Annotated in this window: 15 protein-coding genes, 1 pseudogene and 1 riboswitch; of the genes and pseudogenes, 7 read left to right on the top strand and 9 right to left on the bottom strand. The window is 73.6% G+C overall.

Going from position 1 to position 16682, the window contains the following annotated elements; genetic code table 11:
- Positions 1 to 39: 39 nt before the first annotated feature.
- Positions 40 to 918: an SDR family oxidoreductase gene (locus CRP30_RS18505; RefSeq protein ID WP_097185486.1), complete on the bottom strand. Its 879-nt coding sequence runs from the start codon at positions 916 to 918 to the stop codon at positions 40 to 42.
- 85 nt (positions 919 to 1003) lie between these two features.
- Between CRP30_RS18505 and CRP30_RS18500 the strand changes: the two genes are divergently transcribed.
- From CRP30_RS18500 to CRP30_RS18490, 3 genes are read left to right on the top strand one after another with little or no spacing between them, the layout of a single operon-like run.
- Positions 1004 to 2029 (top strand): 6-phosphofructokinase, encoded by a 1026-nt coding sequence (locus CRP30_RS18500; protein ID WP_097185485.1) that lies wholly within the window; start codon positions 1004 to 1006, stop codon positions 2027 to 2029.
- Positions 2030 to 2056: 27 nt separating this feature from the next.
- Positions 2057 to 3394 carry a class II 3-deoxy-7-phosphoheptulonate synthase gene (locus CRP30_RS18495; RefSeq protein ID WP_097185484.1) on the top strand — a complete coding sequence of 446 codons (1338 nt, stop codon included), beginning with the start codon at positions 2057 to 2059 and terminating at the stop codon, positions 3392 to 3394.
- Positions 3391 to 4410, top strand: coding sequence for a threonine aldolase family protein (locus CRP30_RS18490; RefSeq protein WP_097185483.1), 1020 nt, complete (start codon positions 3391 to 3393; stop codon positions 4408 to 4410). Before CRP30_RS18495 ends, CRP30_RS18490 begins: the two co-directional genes overlap by 4 nt.
- 84 nt (positions 4411 to 4494) lie before the next feature.
- On the opposite strand, the gene CRP30_RS18485 is transcribed toward CRP30_RS18490, so the two are convergent.
- The 4 genes from CRP30_RS18485 to CRP30_RS18470 all read right to left on the bottom strand — a co-directional run bounded on the left by CRP30_RS18485 (position 4495) and on the right by CRP30_RS18470 (position 10220).
- The gene (locus CRP30_RS18485) at positions 4495 to 5400 is read right to left on the bottom strand and encodes a deoxyribonuclease IV (protein WP_097185482.1); all 906 of its coding nucleotides are present in this window, start codon (positions 5398 to 5400) and stop codon (positions 4495 to 4497) included.
- 2 nt (positions 5401 to 5402) lie between these two features.
- Complete coding sequence (gene pknB, locus CRP30_RS18480; protein WP_097185481.1) at positions 5403 to 7400, bottom strand: Stk1 family PASTA domain-containing Ser/Thr kinase; 1998 nt, start codon at positions 7398 to 7400, stop codon at positions 5403 to 5405.
- 122 nt (positions 7401 to 7522) lie between these two features.
- Positions 7523 to 8971 (bottom strand): glycine hydroxymethyltransferase, encoded by a 1449-nt coding sequence (locus tag CRP30_RS18475; protein ID WP_097185480.1) that lies wholly within the window; start codon positions 8969 to 8971, stop codon positions 7523 to 7525.
- 24 nt (positions 8972 to 8995) lie between these two features.
- Positions 8996 to 9079: riboswitch (ZMP/ZTP riboswitch) on the bottom strand.
- A gap of 4 nt (positions 9080 to 9083) precedes the next feature.
- Positions 9084 to 10220 (bottom strand): alpha-hydroxy acid oxidase, encoded by a 1137-nt coding sequence (locus CRP30_RS18470; RefSeq protein WP_097185479.1) that lies wholly within the window; start codon positions 10218 to 10220, stop codon positions 9084 to 9086.
- A gap of 13 nt (positions 10221 to 10233) precedes the next feature.
- Here CRP30_RS18470 and CRP30_RS18465 point away from each other — a divergent pair, with 13 nt between their 5' ends.
- From CRP30_RS18465 to CRP30_RS23135, 3 genes and pseudogenes are all read left to right on the top strand, one after another.
- Complete coding sequence (locus CRP30_RS18465) at positions 10234 to 10557, top strand: Rv2175c family DNA-binding protein (RefSeq protein ID WP_097185478.1); 324 nt, start codon at positions 10234 to 10236, stop codon at positions 10555 to 10557.
- A 42-nt stretch (positions 10558 to 10599) separates the two neighbouring features.
- Complete coding sequence (locus CRP30_RS18460) at positions 10600 to 10959, top strand: lycopene cyclase domain-containing protein (RefSeq protein WP_097185477.1); 360 nt, start codon at positions 10600 to 10602, stop codon at positions 10957 to 10959.
- A pseudogene (locus tag CRP30_RS23135) lies at positions 10956 to 11165 on the top strand (lycopene cyclase domain-containing protein); the annotation flags it as partial. The gene CRP30_RS18460 and the pseudogene CRP30_RS23135, both read left to right, overlap by 4 nt.
- Here the strand turns inward: CRP30_RS23135 and CRP30_RS18450 are convergent.
- The 3 genes from CRP30_RS18450 to CRP30_RS18440 form a co-directional block, all read right to left on the bottom strand.
- Entirely contained in the window at positions 11162 to 12097 is a 936-nt protein-coding gene (locus CRP30_RS18450) for a phytoene/squalene synthase family protein (protein WP_200814852.1), read from the bottom strand. The pseudogene CRP30_RS23135 and the gene CRP30_RS18450 sit on opposite strands and share 4 nt — an antisense overlap.
- A gap of 73 nt (positions 12098 to 12170) precedes the next feature.
- Entirely contained in the window at positions 12171 to 13703 is a 1533-nt protein-coding gene (gene crtI / locus CRP30_RS18445) for a phytoene desaturase family protein (protein ID WP_097185475.1), read from the bottom strand.
- Positions 13703 to 14899: a polyprenyl synthetase family protein gene (locus CRP30_RS18440; protein ID WP_097185474.1), complete on the bottom strand. Its 1197-nt coding sequence runs from the start codon at positions 14897 to 14899 to the stop codon at positions 13703 to 13705. Before CRP30_RS18440 ends, crtI begins: the two co-directional genes overlap by 1 nt.
- 173 nt (positions 14900 to 15072) lie before the next feature.
- Here CRP30_RS18440 and metF point away from each other — a divergent pair, with 173 nt between their 5' ends.
- Entirely contained in the window at positions 15073 to 15981 is a 909-nt protein-coding gene (metF, locus tag CRP30_RS18435; RefSeq protein WP_097185473.1) for a methylenetetrahydrofolate reductase [NAD(P)H], read from the top strand.
- 50 nt (positions 15982 to 16031) lie between these two features.
- On the opposite strand, the gene CRP30_RS18430 is transcribed toward metF, so the two are convergent.
- Complete coding sequence (locus CRP30_RS18430) at positions 16032 to 16670, bottom strand: hypothetical protein (protein ID WP_097185472.1); 639 nt, start codon at positions 16668 to 16670, stop codon at positions 16032 to 16034.
- Positions 16671 to 16682 lie beyond the last annotated feature (12 nt).

Below are 16682 nucleotides of genomic sequence, written 5' to 3'. Positions count from 1 at the left end.
GGTCCTTCCGCGAGGCGCGGAATCAGACGGAGAGCAGAGCTAGCGCAGGTGCGCCCAGTCCTCCGGGTGAGCGCGCAGGTGCTCGGCCACGGTGCGGGCGGGGTGCTCGGTCAGCCGGGGGACGACGTCGGTGACCTGTGACAGCTCGCCCGCGGCGATGGCCAGGTAGCTGGTCACCCAGCCCTCGATCTCCCAGTCGGGATGACCGGAGGGACGGCGGGTCGCCCAGGCCTCTTCCGTCGTCTGCGGTCGGTACTCCGCAGGCCGTCCGGTGATCTCGGCGAGCACGTCCGCAGCCTCGGCCAGCGTCAGTGCCTCGGGACCGGTCACCTCGAGCGCCTGGCCGTCCAGGTCGTCGTCCGTGCGCAGGAGGACGGCGGTGGCGACGTCGGCCAGGTCGTCGCGGGAGACGAAGCCGGTGCGGCCGTCGCCGGCCGGGGCCGCGATCACCGAGCGGTCGCCCCCGCGGACGGCGAAGAACGGCACGAAGTCGGCGTACATGCTGTGCCGCAGGAAGGTGTGCCGCAGGCCTGAGGCGCGGATCGCGTCCTCCGTGGCGCCGTGCTGCCGCACCAGGGTGAACGTCGGATCGGCGCGATCGGCGCCGACGAACGACGTGTAGACGATCCGCTGCACGCCCGCGGACGCTGCGGCCTCGACGGCGCTGAGGTGCTGCTGGAGGCGGTCCTCGGCCTCAGCCGCCGACACCAGGTACAGCGTGTCCGCCCCGGCCAGCGCTGCCTGAAAGCCGGCGGCGTCGGCGTAACCGCCGGGGTTCTCGACGACCTCGGCATGCGGCAGTTCCGGGGCGCGCCCGGCGTCGCGGACCACCAGCCGGAGCGGACCGGCGCCCGCCGCGGCGAGCCGGGCGGCCACCCGCCCGCCGAGGGTCCCGGTGACTCCGGTAAGAGCGATCATGCGGAGACTGCCTCTACGGCTGTGACCTGCGGCATCATGACGCCGACAACCTCGCGCGAACCCCAGTCCTTCCCGGAGGCACAGCATGCGGATCGGCATCCTGACCGGCGGCGGTGACTGCCCCGGGCTCAACGCCGTGATCCGGGCGGTGGTCCGCAAGGGCATCGCCGAGCACGGCGACGAGATCGTCGGGTTCCGCGACGGCTGGCGGGGAGTGCTCGAGGGCGACACGGTGCGCATGGACCTCGCCGCGGTGCGCGGGATCCTGCCGCGGGGAGGCACCGTCCTCGGCACGTCGCGGACCAACCCCTACGCGGCCGACGGTGGACCCGAGCGGGTGCTGGAGACCCTGGAGCGGCTGGGCATCGAGGCGCTCGTGCCGATCGGCGGTGAGGACACCCTCGGGGTCGCCACCCGGCTGGCCGAGCAGGGCGTGCGGGTGGTGGGGGTGCCCAAGACGATCGACAACGACCTGGACTCCACCGACTACACGTTCGGCTTCGACACCGCGGTGGGCGTCGCGATGGAGGCGATCGACCGGCTGCACACCACCGGCGACAGCCACCACCGCACGCTCGTCGTCGAGGTCATGGGCCGGCACGCCGGCTGGATCGCGCTGCACGCCGGCATGGCCGGAGGCGCGAACGTCATCCTCATCCCCGAGAAGCCGTTCGACGTCGACGGCGTCGTCGCCCACTGCCGGCACCGGTTCGAGTCGGGCTACTCGCCGATCGTCGTCGTCTCCGAGGGCGCGAAGCCCAAGGACGGCGACCTGAGCACCTCCACCGGCGAGAAGGACGCGTTCGGGCACGTGCGGCTCGGCGGCATCGGTCAGGCCCTGGCGTCGCTGATCGAGGAGCGCACCGGGCGCGAGGCGCGGGCCGTCGTCCTCGGGCACATCCAGCGCGGCGGCACTCCCTCGCCGTTCGACCGGGTGCTCGCGACGCGGTTCGGCCTCGCCGCCGTCGACGCCGTCCACGACGGACAGTCGGGGGTGATGGTCGCGCTGCGGGGGACCGACATCGTGCGCGTGCCGCTGAGCGCCGCGACGGCGCAGCTCAAGCTGGTGCCTGCCGAGCGGTACGCGGAAGCAGAGGTCTTCTTCGGCTGAACCGGGGGCCGCCGTACCCTCGGAGGCGTGAGTCTCCCCGAACCCGCTGAGCTGGTCCCCGGTCTGGACCGGTGGAAGGACCTCCCGGCAGCGCAGCAGCCCCAGTGGCCCGACCGCGCCGCGCTCGACGCCGTCCTCGACACCCTGACCACGGTGCCCCCGATCGTCGCGCCCGCGGAGATCGACGGGCTCCGGGCGCAGTTGGCGGACGTCGCCCAGGGCAAGGCGTTCCTGCTGCAGGGGGGCGACTGCGCGGAGACCTTCGACCTCAACACCGAGCCGCACCTGCAGAGCACCACGCGGACGCTGCTGCAGATGGCCGTCGTCCTCACCTACGGCGCGAGCGTTCCGGTGGTCAAGGTCGGGCGGGTGGCGGGGCAGTACGCCAAGCCACGCTCGTCGGACACCGACGCCCTCGGCCTGCCCTCCTACCGCGGCGACATGGTCAACGACCTGGCGCCGGTGCTGGAGAAGCGCATTCCCGACCCGTACCGGCTGGTGCGTGCGTACGCGAACTCGGCCGCGGCGATGAACATGATCCGGGCCTACGCCCGCGGCGGCCTCGCCGACCTGCACGCCGTCCACGACTGGAACAAGGACTTCGTCGCCAACTCCCCGGCCGGGGTGCGGTACGAGGTCATCGCCCGCGAGATCGACCGGGCGCTCGCGTTCATGAAGGCGTGCGGGATCGACGACGCCGCCCTGCGCGGGGTGGAGCTCTACAACTCCCACGAGGCGCTGATCCTCGACTACGAGCGGGCGCTGCTGCGGGTGCACGACGGCCGGGCCTACGCCTCGTCGGCGCACTTCGTGTGGGTGGGGGAGCGGACCCGCCAGATGGACGGCGCGCACATCGAGTTCGCGTCCAAGCTGGCCAACCCGATCGGCGTGAAGATCGGCCCGACGACGACGCCGGAGCAGGCCACCGAGCTGGTCGAGCGCCTGGACCCCGAGGGTCTGCCGGGCAAGCTCACGCTGATCAGCCGGATGGGAAACGGCAAGATCCGCGACGTCCTCCCGGCGATCGTGGAGAAGGTGACGGCGTCGGGGCACCAGGTCGTGTGGCAGTGCGACCCCATGCACGGCAACACCCACGAGTCGCCCACCGGCTACAAGACCCGCCACTTCGACCGCGTCGTCGACGAGGTGCTCGGGTTCTTCGACGTGCACCGGGCGCTGGGCACGTGGCCGGGCGGCATCCACGTCGAGCTGACCGGTGAGGACGTCACCGAATGCCTCGGGGGCGCCATGGAGATCAGCGACGCCGACCTCAACAGCCGGTACGAGACGGCCTGCGACCCGCGCCTGAACACCGGGCAGTCCCTGGAGCTGGCGTTCCTCGTGGCGGAGATGTTGCGCGGATGACCGACGCTGCTGAGCTCGTCGATCTGCGTTCGGACACCGTCACGAAGCCGACGCCCGGTATGCGCCGGGCGATGGCCGAGGCGGAGGTCGGCGACGACGTCTACGCCGAGGACCCGACGGTCACCGCGCTCGAGGAGCGGACGGCCGAGCTGTTCGGCCACGAGGCCGCCCTGTTCGTGCCGAGCGGGACCATGGGCAACCAGATCGGCATGCGTCTGGTCTGCGAGCCGGGGCAGGAGGTGCTCTGCGACGCCGACGCGCACGTGGTCACCTACGAGATGGGCGCCGCGGCCGCGATCTTCGGGATCTCGACCCGCACGGTGGTCTCCTCCGGTGGCCGGCTCGACGCCGCCCAGCTGATCGAGCAGGTGCGGCCCAAGGACAACTGGCACCTGACGGCGACCGCCGCGATCGCCGTGGAGAACTCGCACAACCGCGGCGGCGGGCTGGTCCAGCCGCTGGACCAGCTGCAGGCGCTGTGGGACTGGTCGCGGCAGGCCGACGTCGCCGTGCACCTCGACGGGGCGCGGATCTGGAACGCGCACGTCGCGTCGGGGGTGCCGCTGTCGACGTACGGCGGGCTGGCCGACACCGCATCGGTCTGCTTCTCCAAGGGCCTCGGCACGCCGGTCGGCTCGGTGCTGGTCGGCTCGGCGGAGCGGATTGCGACCGCGCGGCTCTGGCGCAAGCGGCTCGGCGGGGGAATGCGACAGGTCGGCGTCCTGGCCGCGGCCTGCACCTACGCGCTGGACCACCACCTGGGCCGGCTGAGCGAGGACCACGAGCACGCGCAGCTGCTGGCCAAGCGGCTCGGCGTCGACCCGTCGTCGGTGGAGACCAACATGGTGGTGCTGGACGACGTCGAGGCACCGCTCGTCGCCGAGGCCGCGAAGGCGGAGGGCGTGCTGGTCAGCCAGGTCAGCGCCCGCAAGATCCGCCTCGTGACCCACCTCGACGTCGACCGCGCTGCGATCGACCGCGCCGCCGACGTCCTGGAGCGCCTGCTCAGCGTCTGACCTGGACCGCCGCGGGCAGCGATGTCCCCGAGCCGGGCACTCTGGGCCTGGGCATGTCCGCCGGAGGGACATCGCCTCCCGCCGTCAGGCGGCGGGGGACTCCAGCAGCACGCCGTCGCGCAGGCTGCACAGCAGCTCGATGTCGCGCTTGTGCCCCAGGGACGGCGAGCCGTCGCGTTCGGACGGCGTCTCCACGACCACCGGGACGCCGGACGTCGACGGGTGGGCCAGCAGCTCCGCGAACGGCGCCACCCCGATCGAGCCCTCGCCGATGGTCGTGTGCCGGTCGCGCTTGGAGCCGCACTCGTCGAGGGAGTCGTTGGCGTGCACCAGCCCGAGCCGGCCGGGTCCCACGGTCGCGGTCAGCGCGTCGAGCGTCGCCGTCATCCCGCCCGGGACGGCGAGGTCGTGCCCGGCGGCCCACGCGTGGCAGGTGTCGAAGCAGACCCCGACGAGCGGGTGGTCCTCCAGCGCGGCGAAGTAGGGCCCGAGGTCCTCGACCGTCGCCGCCAGTGCCTTGCCGCCGCCGGCGGTCGGCTCGATCAGCAGGCGGGGGCCGTTGAGCGGCAGCCCGTCGAGCACCGGCAGCAGCCGCTCGTGCAACTGGCGCAGCGCGATCTCGTAGCGGTCCTCGCCGACGGCCGACCCGGCGTGGACGACGACCCCGGAGCACCCCAGCTGCTCGCCCCGGGCCAGGTTGTGGGCGATGGAGGCGATGGACTGCTCGACCGTTGCCTCGGTGGGGGAGCCGACGTTGACCAGGAAGGGGGTGTGGATGAACGACGGCACACCTCGCTCGGCGCACCCCTCGACGAACCGGGCGTCCTGCTTCGGATCGCCTGCGGTCAGCTTCCAGCCGCGCGGGTTGCCGACGAAGACCTGCACCGCGCGGGCGCCGACGGCGTCGGTGTAGGACAGGCCGCCCGTGGCGAGGCCGCCCTTGATCTGGATGTGCGCCCCGATCGGGGGCGAGGAACGAACGAGCTGCACCGCTAGAAGGCCACCAGGATCTTGACCGACGTGCCCTGCTCGACGCTCTCGCCGGCAGCGGGGGTCTGCTGGCGCACCTTGTTGCCGAAGAACTTGGTCGCGTCGACGGTGAGGCCGGCGGCCCGCAGCGCGGCGGCGGCCTCGTCCTCCTTCATGCCCACGACGTTCGGCACGGCGACCAGCGGGACGCCGGCGGAGACGACGATGGTGATCTCGCTGCCGTGGGCGACGGGTCCGTCGGCCGGGCCCGGGCTCACGGCCATCACCTCACCCTTGTCGACGGCGGTGCTGCGGGCGTCCGGGCCGCGGGCGACGGTGAAACCGAGGCTCTCGAGGTTGGCCTGCGCCTGCTCCGGGCTCTGACCGGTCACGTCGGGGACGGCCACCGGGGCGCGGCCGGCGCTGACGACGACGGTGACGACGGAGTCCCGGGGCAGTTTCGTGCCGGCGGGCGGCTCGAAGCGGATGACCTGCCCCGGAGCGAGGGTGTCGTCGTACTCGTCGGCCTTGGTCAGCTGGATGGGCACCGTCTCCTGCAGCTGGGCCACGACCTCGTCGTACGGTCGGCTGACCATCTCGGTCGGGACGACGAATCGCTCCGGGCCCTTGGAGACGGTGAGCCGGACGTCGGTGCCGCGGATGGCCTCGCCGGGCTCGGGGTCGATCGACATGACCGCGCCGGCGGGGAACTCCTCGCTCCAGACCTCCTCGCAGCAGTCGGGGTCGAGACCGGACTGCTGCAGCAGGTCGATGGCGGCGGCCTGGTCCTTGCCGACGAGCTCGGGGATCTCGGTCCAGCGGCCGCTGCCGAGCCACCAGCCGATGGCCCCGATGGTGATGACGAGCAGCAGCACGAGCGCGACGGCGAAGCGGGCCCGGCGGCGGCGGATGTGCTGCGGCACACCGGGGCGGGGCCGTTCCAGCCCGGCCGGCCGTCGGCCGTTCACGTTCATCGTGGGGCCCGCGCCCACGGCCGGCAGCATGCTCGTGCGCCCGGTGCGGTCGGTGCGGTCGGTGCGCTGGCTGCCGAGCACGGCGGTGCCCGGGTCGCTCGGGTGCCGGGGGCGGGTGGGCCGGTTGGTCGGGCGCAGCGTCTGCGGGCCCGCGGTGCTCCGGCCGGTCGGCACGGGCACCGGCTCGATGCCGAGGTCCTTGCGCACGTGGCCGAGCTCGGCGAGGAACGCCCCCGCGTCCAGCGGGCGGCCCGACGGGTCGCGGCGGGTGGTGCGGGCGACCAGCTCGTCGACGGCCCAGGGGAGGCCCGTGACCTCCGCGGACGGCGCCGGGACGTCGTGGTGGACGTGCTGGTAGGCCACGGCCAGCGGCGTGTCCCCGCCGTACGGCGGATGGCCGGTGAGCATCTCGTACAGCACGATGCCGGCGGCGTAGATGTCGCTGCGCGCGTCGGCCCGCCCGCGCTCGAGCTGCTCGGGTGACAGGTAGGCGACGGTGCCGATCAGCACGCCGCCGGTCTGGCTCGCCTGCGCCGTCCCGGTGCCGACGACGGCCCGGGCGAGCCCGAAGTCGGCCACCTTCACGACCCCGTCGACACCGATCAGCACGTTCTCGGGCTTGATGTCGCGGTGCACGATCCCGGCCCGGTGGGCGGCGGTGAGCCCGGCGAGCATCGGTTCGAGGACGGCGAACGCCTCGGCGACGGTCAGCCGGCCGCGGGCGGTGAGCAGGTCGCGCAGCGTGCGACCACGGACGAGCTCCATGACCAGGAAGACCAGGCCCTGGTCGCTGCCCTGGTCGCTGACGCCCACGACGTTCGTGTGACTGAGCATGGCCGCGGCGCGGGCCTCGCGGGTGAACCGGTCGACGAACGTCGGGTCGTGGGCGAGGTGCTCGGCCATGACCTTCACGGCGACGGTCTTGTGCAGCCGCAGGTCGGTCGCCGCGTAGACGGTGGACATGCCGCCGCGCGCGAGCCGCTCCTCGAGGCGATAGCGCCCTTCGAGGACCAGGCCCACCACGGGGTCGGTCACGGCTGTGTCCACCCGAGCGAGTGTAGGAGCGCGACGGGCAGAGGTCGTTCAACCACGCGGTACGGGGGGCCGCCGTGGCTCCTGGTGCGAATGGTGGTCTCCGCCCTCAGGTGGGTTTCGTCACTGCCCGAGGATCACCCGAGGTCCAGGCCGGGGTAGAGGGGGTGCGCGTCGAGCAGCTCGGCGGCGGCCGCGCGGGTCCGATCGGCGAGCCCCTCGGTGAGGGTGTACTTGGCGCGGGACGCCTCACCCGAGGACGTCGTCGTCGGCGTGGTGCCGCCGAGCACGTCGGCGATGAGCTCGGCGACGCGGTCGAAGTCGGCCGTGCCGAAGCCGCGCGTGGTGAGCGCCGGCGTGCCGATGCGGACGCCGGAGGTGTACCAGGCGCCGTTGGGGTCGGCCGGGACCGCGTTGCGGTTGGTGACGATGCCGGCGTCCAGCAGGGCCGACTCGGCCTGTCGCCCGGTGAGGCCGAAGGACGTGACATCCAGCAGCACGAGGTGGTTGTCGGTGCCGTCGGTGACGAGCGACACCCCGCGCTTGCGCAGACCGTCGGCGAGCGCGACGGCGTTGTCGACGACGTCCTGCGCGTACTCGGCGAAGGCCGGCCGGCGGGCCTCCGCGAACGCGACGGCCTTGGCGGCCATCACGTGGGGGAGCGGCCCGCCGAGCACCATCGGGCAGCCGCGGTCGACGGCGTCGGCGAACTCCGGCTGGGCGAGGACGAAGCCGCCGCGCGGGCCGCGGAGCGACTTGTGGCTGGTGCTGGTGACGATGTGGGCGTGCGGGACCGGGTCGAAGTCACCGGTGAGCACCTTGCCGGCGACGAGCCCGGCGAAGTGCGCCATGTCGACGACGAGCGTCGCGCCCACCTCGTCGGCGATCTCGCGCATGGTCGCGAAGTTCACCCGCCGCGGGAAGGCGGAGTAGCCGGCCATGAGGATCAGCGGCCGGAACTCCCGGGCGCGGGCCCGGACGGCGTCGTAGTCGAGCAGGCCGGTACCGGGGTCGGTGCCGTAGGAGGACTGCTCGAACATCTTGCCGCTGATGTTGGGACGGAATCCGTGCGTCAGGTGGCCGCCGGCGTCCAGCGACATGCCGAGCATCCGCTGGTCACCGAGCGCCCGGCGCAGGGTCGACCAGTCCGCGTCGGTGAGGTCGTTGACGTGCTTCGCGCCGGCCTGCTGCAGCGCCGGCAGCTCGACCCGCTGGGCCAGGACCGCCCAGAAGGCGACCAGGTTCGCGTCGATGCCCGAGTGCGGCTGGACGTAGGCGTACGGCGCGCCGAACAGCTCCCGGGCGTGCTCGGCGGCCAGGGCCTCGACCGTGTCGACGTTCTGGCAACCCGCGTAGAAGCGGTGCCCGACGGTCCCCTCGGCGTACTTGTCGCTGAACCAGTTGCCCATGGTGAGCAGCACCGCCGGGCTGGCGTAGTTCTCGCTGGCGATCAGCTTCAGCGACGCCCGCTGGTCGGCCAGCTCCTGGCCGATCGCGTCGGCGACCCGGGGCTCCACGGCGCCGATCACCTGGAGGGCGTTGCGGTAGGCGGCCGACGCGGCCGAGCTGTCGAAGGGAGAGGTCATGAGGGGCTCCTGCGCGAGACGTCGGGAAGGTGCCCAGGCGCACGGCGGGATGGTCCAGGCCGCTCCCCGGTGGTGGCCCACCTCGACGCGCCAGTCACGGCCCGCAGGCAGGTTATCGCGCCGGGACGACGGTGTCGCGGGGCACCGATCCCACGTCGTCCAGACCACACAGCGCCATGGTGTGCGCCAGTTCCTCGCCGAGCCCGGTGAGCACGCCGGCCACGCCGTCGGCGCCGCCGGTCGCCAGACCCCAGATCGTGGGCCGGCCGACGAAGACCGCGGTCGCACCGAGGGCCAGAGCGGTCAGCGCGTCCGAGCCGGTGCGGATCCCGCCGTCGACGTACACCTCGACGTCCGCACCGACGGAGTCCACCACCTCCGGCAGCGCGTGGGCGCTCGGCACCGCCGGGTCGACCTGACGGCCGCCGTGCGTGGACACCCACACCGCCGATGCTCCGGCTCGCACGCACCGCTCCGCGTCGTCACCGCGGAGCACCCCCTTGACCACGACCGGCAGGCCGGAGAGGTCGCCGAACCGGGCGATGTCGTCGAAGGTCCACGTGGCCGTCGCGAGGTCGCGCAGCGACGGCTCGACGCCGTCCTGCACCGGTGGGTGGTTGGCCATGCGGAGACCGGCCGGCAGGGCGAAGTCGTGGCGCAGGTCGCGGCGCCGTCGGCCCAGGAGCGGGAGGTCGACGGTCAGCACGAGGGCGCGGTATCCCGCATCCCCGGCCCGCCGGGCGAGGTCGTCGGTGTGGCGGGTGGAGTGCAGCCGGTAGAGCTGGAACCAGGCGGGGGAGCCGGCCGTCGCCGTGGCCACCTCCGCGAGGCTGCGCGTCGCGCTCGTCGATACGGTCATCAGCGCGCCCGCAATGGCGGCGCCGGATGCCGTCGCCAGCTCCCCGTCGGGATGGGCCATGCCCTGGTAGGCCCACGGCGCCACACCGATCGGCGTGCGCACCGGGCTCCCGAGCAGCTCCGTGGCCAGGCGCACGGTGGAGACCCCGGTCAGGACGCGCGGCCGCAGCCGCCACGAGCGCCAGCTGCCAGGCGCCTCCGCGAGCGTCGTCTCGCTCTCGGCCCCGCCGGCGTAGTAGTCGAAGACGTCGTCGGGCAGCAGCTCCCGCGCCCGGATCTCGAGAGCGTCGAGATCGAGGAACGGGGGCTCGCGGTCCTCGGGGGTCTCCTCGCCGACGGCACGCCGGCGCTGGCCCGGCACCGGGTTGTCGGCAGATCCTGCGCTCGCCATAGGCTTGCACCCTATGGACACGCTCACTCCCGCGGAGGTCGCCCAACTCCTGGGCACCTCGCCGAACCGCGTCCGGCAGCTGCTGCGCGACCGCAAGCTCATGGCGGTCCCCGGCAGTGGCAACGGCAAGATCCCCGCCGCCTTCGTCCAGGACGGCATCATCCTCAAGCACCTGCCCGGTCTGCTCACGGTCCTCCAGGACGGCGGCTTCACCGACGAGGAGGCCTTCGACTGGCTCTTCCGGGAGGACGACACGCTCCCCGGGACCCCGGTCCAGGCGCTGCGCGACGACCGGCACACCGAGGTCACCCGCCGGGCGCAGGCACTGGCGTTCTGAGCCGGTGCATCCGGACGGCGGGCGCGGACCGAAGCTGATCCCGTGGGCTCGCTGACGTACCTCGGCCTCCTGGTCGGGTGCCTCGTGGTCACCGCACCGCTGGAGATCGTCCTGCGGGTGCGCGTCTACGCCCGGTGGCGCCGCCTCCTGCTGGCGGTGCTGCCCGAGTTCGCCGTCTTCGTCGTCTGGGTGCTCTACGCCATCGCGCAGGGGCACTGGGACTACAGCGACGAGCTCACCCTGGGCGTGCGGCTGCCCGGCGGGATCCCCGTCGAGGAGGTGCTCTTCTTCCTGGTCGTCCCGCTGTGCTCGGTGCTCGCGCTCGAGGCGGTGCGCCGGGTGACGGGCTGGGACGCCGGCTATCCCGCCGAGGAGGCCCTGCCCATGGCCGGGCGGCGATGAGCTACTCCACCCTCGCCGTGCTCGCCGTGGTCGGCGTCCTCGTCGTCGACCTGGTCGTCTACCGCACGCGGATGGTGACCCGGAAGGTCTTCTGGGCCGCCTACGCGATCATCGTGACGTTCCAGCTGCTGATGAACGGCGTGCTCACCGGCCTGGACGTAGTGATCTACGACGAGCGCACGATCTGGGGCCCGCGCATCGCCTACGCCCCGGTCGAGGACCTGCTCTTCGGCTTCGCCATGGTCACCCTCACCCTGGCCAGCTGGGCGGCGGTCAACCGGCGGGCGAACACGGCCAGGCGGCGGGGCTTGGACACCGACACCCGCCCGTCGAACACCCGGTAGTCCGCCCGCTCGATCTCGGTGAGGATCCCGCCGTAGAGAGCCGTGGCGGCGCGGACGCAGTCCCGCGACTCCGGTGCGAGCAGGGGAGTCCCGGGCGCGGCGTCGTCGTACCGGCGCCGGACGACGGCGACCATCTCGCGCATCAGTCCGCGGACGTTCGCGTCGAACCGCTTCTCGAGCAGCTGCTCGCGGGGGACCCCGTGCGCCGCCATGACGTCCTCGGGCAGGTAGACCCGGCCGCGGTCGACGTCCTCGGCGACGTCGCGCAGGAAGTTGGTCAGCTGGAACGCCTCACCCAGCGCGATGGCGTGCGGTGCCGCCTCCTCGCGGGCCACCCCGGGCGCGGTCCCGAGCACGGGGAGCACCTGGAGCCCGATGACCGAGGCCGAGCCCCACATGTACCGGTCGAGGGCGGCCATGTCGGGATAGGCGTCGACGTCGAGATCGCTGGTCATCGCGGCGAGGAAGTCGACCAGGTGCTCGACGGGGATGTCGTAGCGCCGGTAGGTGTCCACCAGCGCCAGCCGCACCGGGTCCTCCGACCAGCCCGCCTCCAGCTCCGCGAGCACCGCCCGGGACCAGTCGGCGAGATCGCCCTCGGGATCGGGGCCGGGCAGGTCGACGAGGTCGTCGGCGGTCCGGGCCCCGGCGTAGAGGGCGTGCACGGCCGGCCGCCGGTCCGGCGTCAGCAGGCGCGTCGCCAGGTGGTAGCTCTTCCCGTGCCGGGCGGCGATCGCGGCGCAGTGCCGGTAGGCCGCCGCCAGCTGCTGCTCGCGCCCGGCGACCGCGGTCACGCTTCCTCCTCGCTGGCGCTCGTCGGCTGCGTGCCGCGCGGTGCTGTGCCTCCGGGTGACCTCGCGAGCTCGGTCACCTGGGCACCGGCCCGGTGATCCGCTCGGCGGCGAGCCGGCCGCTGATCAGCACCATCGGCACCCCGACGCCCGGCTGCACCGACGACCCGGCGAGGACGACGTTCTCCGGGCCGCGGCGGGGGAGGGTCGACGGGCGGAAGGGCCCGGTCTGCCCGAAGGTGTGCGCCAGCGCGAAGGGCGTGCCCGCGGCCATGCCCTGGGCCGCCCAGTCCAGCGGCGTCGCCATCTCCTCGACCTCGATCGCCCCGGTCAAGCCGGTCCAGCCACGGGCCTCCAGCGTCGTCAGCACCTCGTCGCGGTAACGGGGCCCCACCGTCGTCCAGTCGAGGTCGGGGTTGCCGCCGCTGTGCCGGTCGAGGTTGGGGGTCGGCGCCACGATGCTGAGCACCTGGCCGCCGTCGGGCGCCAGGCTGCGGTCGGTGCGTGAGGGCATGCTGACCAGCAGGCTGGGGTCGCTCATGATTTTTCCCCGCCGACCCCCGGGACCCCCGCCGAGGAGCCGCCCGCCCGGAGTCAGCTCGTCGAACACCCCGCGCCACGACTGCCCGAAGCTGATCGTGTGGTGCGCCTGGCCAGGGAGGTCGCTGCGCACGCCGACGTGCAGCGCCACGCAGGACGGGGAGTACACCGGCCGGCGGGGGGCCCGCAGGCCGGGCACGAGCTGCCACGGCTGGTCCGTGGTGACGACGACGGCGTCGGCGGGGAGCCGGTCGCCGTCGGCCAGCCGCACCGCGGAGACCCGATGCCCCGACGTCTCGAGCTCGGCGACGTCCGCGCCGTAGCGGAAGGTGACCCCGGCGTCGGTGGCGGCAGCGGCGAGGGCGTCGGGCACCGCGGCGATGCCGCCCATCGGGTGCCACACCCCGGCGCCGATGTCGAGCTGGGCGATGACGGCGTACGCGGCGATCGCCCGGAACGGCGACACCCCGGCGTAGAGGGCCTGGAAGCTGAACAGCCGGCGCAGCCGGTCATCGGCGAAGTACCCCTCGACGTGCCGGGACAGCCGCCGGAATCCGCCGCGCCGGGCGAGGGCGACCAGTTCCGGACCGAGCAGGTCCAGCGGGGAGTCGAGATTGCGGTCGATGAAGGTGGTCAGCTGCAGCCGGTAGAGCTCAGCGAGGTCGGCCAGGTAGCGGCGCAGGGCATCGGCCTCCGCCGGACCGCACAGCGACGCGACCTCGGCGGCGAAGGCAGCGGGGTCGGCGTGCACGTCCAGCGCAGAGCCGTCGCCGAACTGGGCCCGGTAGGTGGTCTCCAGCGGCACGAGGGTGAGGCGGTCCTCGAGCTTCTCGCCGACCGCGCCCAGGGTGTCGGCGACGATCTCCGGTGCCGTGAACACCGAGGGCCCGGTGTCGAGCGCGTAGCCCTCACGTTCGACACGGCCCGCGCGGCCACCGGGGCCGGCGGCACGCTCGACCACCGTCACCTCGCGCCCGGCGCCGCGCAGGCGCAGGGCGGTCGCCAGCCCGGCCAGGCCGGCTCCGACGACGACGACCCGTTCGGTCCGGCCGGGAACGGTGCGCACCATCAGGCGGTGCGGGTGGTGGCCGCGACGGCGAGCGCGTCGAGAGCTGCGCGCGCGTCCTCGGCCAGCGGCGCGGCGGCGATCGCCGAGCGGGCCAGCGCGGTGCGCTCGGTGATCCGCTCCTCCACGCGGGCGCGGGCGCCGGTGGACTCGAGCAGGTCCCGCAGGGCGTCGAACTCCTGGGCACCCGCCTCGGCGTTGCCGAGCAGGTCGTCGAGCAGCCGGCGTCCGGATGCGTCGGCGGACTCCTCGGCGAGGGAGATCAGGAGCGTCTGCTTGCCCTCGCGCAGGTCGTCGTCCGCGGACTTGCCGGTGACGTCGGGATCGCCGAAGACCCCCAGGACGTCGTCGCGCAGCTGGAACGCCTCGCCGAGCGGCAGGCCGATCGCGGTGTAGGCCTCGGTGACCTCCGGCGCAGCACCGGCGATCGCCGCGCCGAGGTGGAGGGGACGCTGGACGGTGTAGCCGGCGCTCTTGTAGCGGGCCACCTTCATGGCTCCGTCCGGCCCGGGCAGCCCACCGGCGGCGCGCAGGAGGTCCAGGTACTGGCCCGCTGTGACCTCGGTCCGCATGGTGTCCCAGACGGAGCGGGCGCGGGTCAGCGCGGCCGCGGAGATGCCGGAGCGGCGGAGGAGCTCGTCGGACCACACGAGGGCCAGGTCGCCCACGAGGATCGCGGCGCCGACGCCGAAGAGCTTCCCGTCGCCGTCCAGGTCGGAGCCGGAGTGCCGGGCGGCGAAGCCGATGTGGGTGGCCGGGCGACCACGCCGGGTCTGCGCGCCGTCCATGACGTCGTCGTGCACGAGGGCACTGGCGTGGACGAACTCCAGTGCCGCGACGGCCCTCAGCACCGCCGGCTCGTCCTGGGCGGCGGCGAGGTCACGCGCTCCGCGCCAGCCCCAGTAGGCGAAGGCCGGGCGCAGCCGCTTGCCGCCCTCGGCGAGGGCGCAGACCTCGTCGACCACCGGGGCGAGGCTCGGGTCCATCGCGGCCAGGGTCGCGCGCTGCCGGTCGAGGAACTCCGTGAGGGCTGCGCTGACCGCCGTCCGCAGCCGGTCCAGCTCGGCCGCCTGCAGCACGGGCGCCGCCGGGACGGCCACCGACTCGTGCTCCTGGGTCCCGGCGGTCACCGTCCCAGTATTGCCCAACCCGATGGTGCGCGACCGCTGGAGCAGGGCAGCTCCGGTGCTCCGGTCCATCGTCTCTCCACCCTCCTCGCGCCGGCGCGCGACAGTCGGCAGTCGGCGATCCGCGTCCGGTCGGGGCCGCTGCTCCTCCTCTTCCGTCCCGGCCGCGAGGTCGGATGCGGGCGCGCAGGAGAAATGTCGTGCCGCCGGGATCGGCGCGTCCCCGGACCGCGCCCGTACCCTCGATGTCCGTGACCCGCACCATTCGCGAACTCCTCGCCTCCGAGCGGCCCACGTGGTCCTTCGAGTTCTTCCCCCCGAAGACGCCCGAGGGCGCAGCCCAGCTGTGGACCGCGCTGCGCGAGCTGGAGCGGTTGCAGCCCTCGTTCGTGTCGGTCACCTACGGTGCCGGCGGTTCGACGCGCGAGGGCACCATGCAGGTCACCGAGCGGATCGCCACCGACACCACCATGACGCCGCTGGCCCACCTGACCGCCGTGGACCACAGCGTCGCCGAGCTCCGTCACCTGGTCAGCCGCCTCGCCGCGGCGGGTGTGCGGAACCTGCTCGCGCTGCGCGGCGACCCGCCGGGTGCGGACCCGCAGGCCGAGTGGCGCGCGCACCCGGAAGGCCTCAACTACGCCGGCGAACTCGTCGAGCTGATCAAGTCGATGGGCGACTTCTCGGTCGGGGTCGCGGCGTTCCCGGAGCGGCACCCGCGGTCGCCGGACTTCGACACCGACGTCACCTGGTTCGTGGACAAGTGCCGGGCGGGTGCCGACTTCGCGATCACCCAGATGTTCTTCCACGCCGAGGACTACCTCCGGCTGCGCGACCGCGTGGCCGCGCGCGGTTGCGACGTCCCGATCATCGCCGGGGTCATGCCGGTGACGAACGCACGGCAGATCACCAGGATCGTGCAGCTGTCCGGGCAGGCGTTCCCGCAGGAGCTGGCCGACCGGTTCGCCGAGCTCGACGGCGACCGCCCGGAGGACAAGGCGGCCGTGCGCGCCTACGGCGTCGAGGTGGCCTCCGACCTGTGCCGGACGCTGCTGGCCGAGGGCGTCCCCGGCATCCACTTCATCACCATGAACCGCTCGACGGCGACCCGCGAGGTGTACGCGAACCTGGTCGGGGCCCCCGCCATCTCCTGACCCGCCATCTGCTGACCGGCCGGCTCCCGACCTGCTCCTCCTGACACCTGCTACCTCCTGACCGGTCGCCCGTCCAGGACGGCGGCCGCGTCGGCGGCGGCCCGGCGCAGCCCCTCGCGCTCGGCGGCGTAGCCGCCCACGACACCGACCACCGGCAGGTTCGACAGGGCGCGGTGGCGCAGCTTGCCCTTGGGCCGGGCGTCGAGGGCGTCGTCGATCCGGCCCAGCAGACGCGCCACGCGCCAGAGAGTGCGGGCGTTGCCACGCAGCCCGCCCCGCTCCTCGCGGGCACCCAGAGCCTCCTCGGCGTAGGTGCCGCGAGCCCTCTCCAGGAGAGGTTGCACCTGCTGGGCGGTCAGGTCCCGCTGGAGCAGCACCCTGGTGAGCAGCGAGATCCGGGCGGCGGGGTCAGCGACGGCGTGCTCGGCGGCCACCCCGAGGACGACGACGCACTGGACGGCCGTGCCGACGGTGTTCTGCAGCGGCAGCAGGTCGGCGAGCTTCCCGGCGAAACGTGGAGCCGCGGAGACCCCGGCCGCCACGCGGGAGACGCGGTCGGCCCACCAGGCGTCGCGCTCGGCCTGGGGGACGGCCGGTGGGCGGCCCAGGCGCCGGACCAGGGGAGCGGTGAGCCGGTCGATCCGCCGGAGGACGTCGACGACCACGGCGTCGCCGATGGGGGCTGCCATGGCAGTCCGGTA

Origin of the sequence: Blastococcus haudaquaticus, from assembly GCF_900230285.1 — a bacterium.
GTDB lineage: Bacteria > Actinomycetota > Actinomycetes > Mycobacteriales > Geodermatophilaceae > Blastococcus_B > Blastococcus_B haudaquaticus.
This window is presented reverse-complemented; position numbering and strand designations above follow the sequence as displayed.

What these genes read in the sequence shown, in the direction of transcription:
- CRP30_RS18505 (WP_097185486.1), bottom strand. Translation starts at nt 918, where the DNA reads ATGATCGCTCTTACCGGAGTCACCGGGACCCTCGGCGGGCGGGTGGCC.
- CRP30_RS18500 (WP_097185485.1), top strand. Translation starts at nt 1,004, where the DNA reads ATGCGGATCGGCATCCTGACCGGCGGCGGTGACTGCCCCGGGCTCAAC.
- CRP30_RS18490 (WP_097185483.1), top strand. Translation starts at nt 3,391, where the DNA reads ATGACCGACGCTGCTGAGCTCGTCGATCTGCGTTCGGACACCGTCACG.
- CRP30_RS18475 (WP_097185480.1), bottom strand. Translation starts at nt 8,971, where the DNA reads ATGACCTCTCCCTTCGACAGCTCGGCCGCGTCGGCCGCCTACCGCAAC.
- CRP30_RS18470 (WP_097185479.1), bottom strand. Translation starts at nt 10,220, where the DNA reads ATGGCGAGCGCAGGATCTGCCGACAACCCGGTGCCGGGCCAGCGCCGG.
- CRP30_RS18465 (WP_097185478.1), top strand. Translation starts at nt 10,234, where the DNA reads ATGGACACGCTCACTCCCGCGGAGGTCGCCCAACTCCTGGGCACCTCG.
- crtI (WP_097185475.1), bottom strand. Translation starts at nt 13,703, where the DNA reads ATGGTGCGCACCGTTCCCGGCCGGACCGAACGGGTCGTCGTCGTCGGA.
- CRP30_RS18440 (WP_097185474.1), bottom strand. Translation starts at nt 14,899, where the DNA reads ATGGACCGGAGCACCGGAGCTGCCCTGCTCCAGCGGTCGCGCACCATC.
- metF (WP_097185473.1), top strand. Translation starts at nt 15,073, where the DNA reads ATGTCCGTGACCCGCACCATTCGCGAACTCCTCGCCTCCGAGCGGCCC.
- CRP30_RS18430 (WP_097185472.1), bottom strand. Translation starts at nt 16,670, where the DNA reads ATGGCAGCCCCCATCGGCGACGCCGTGGTCGTCGACGTCCTCCGGCGG.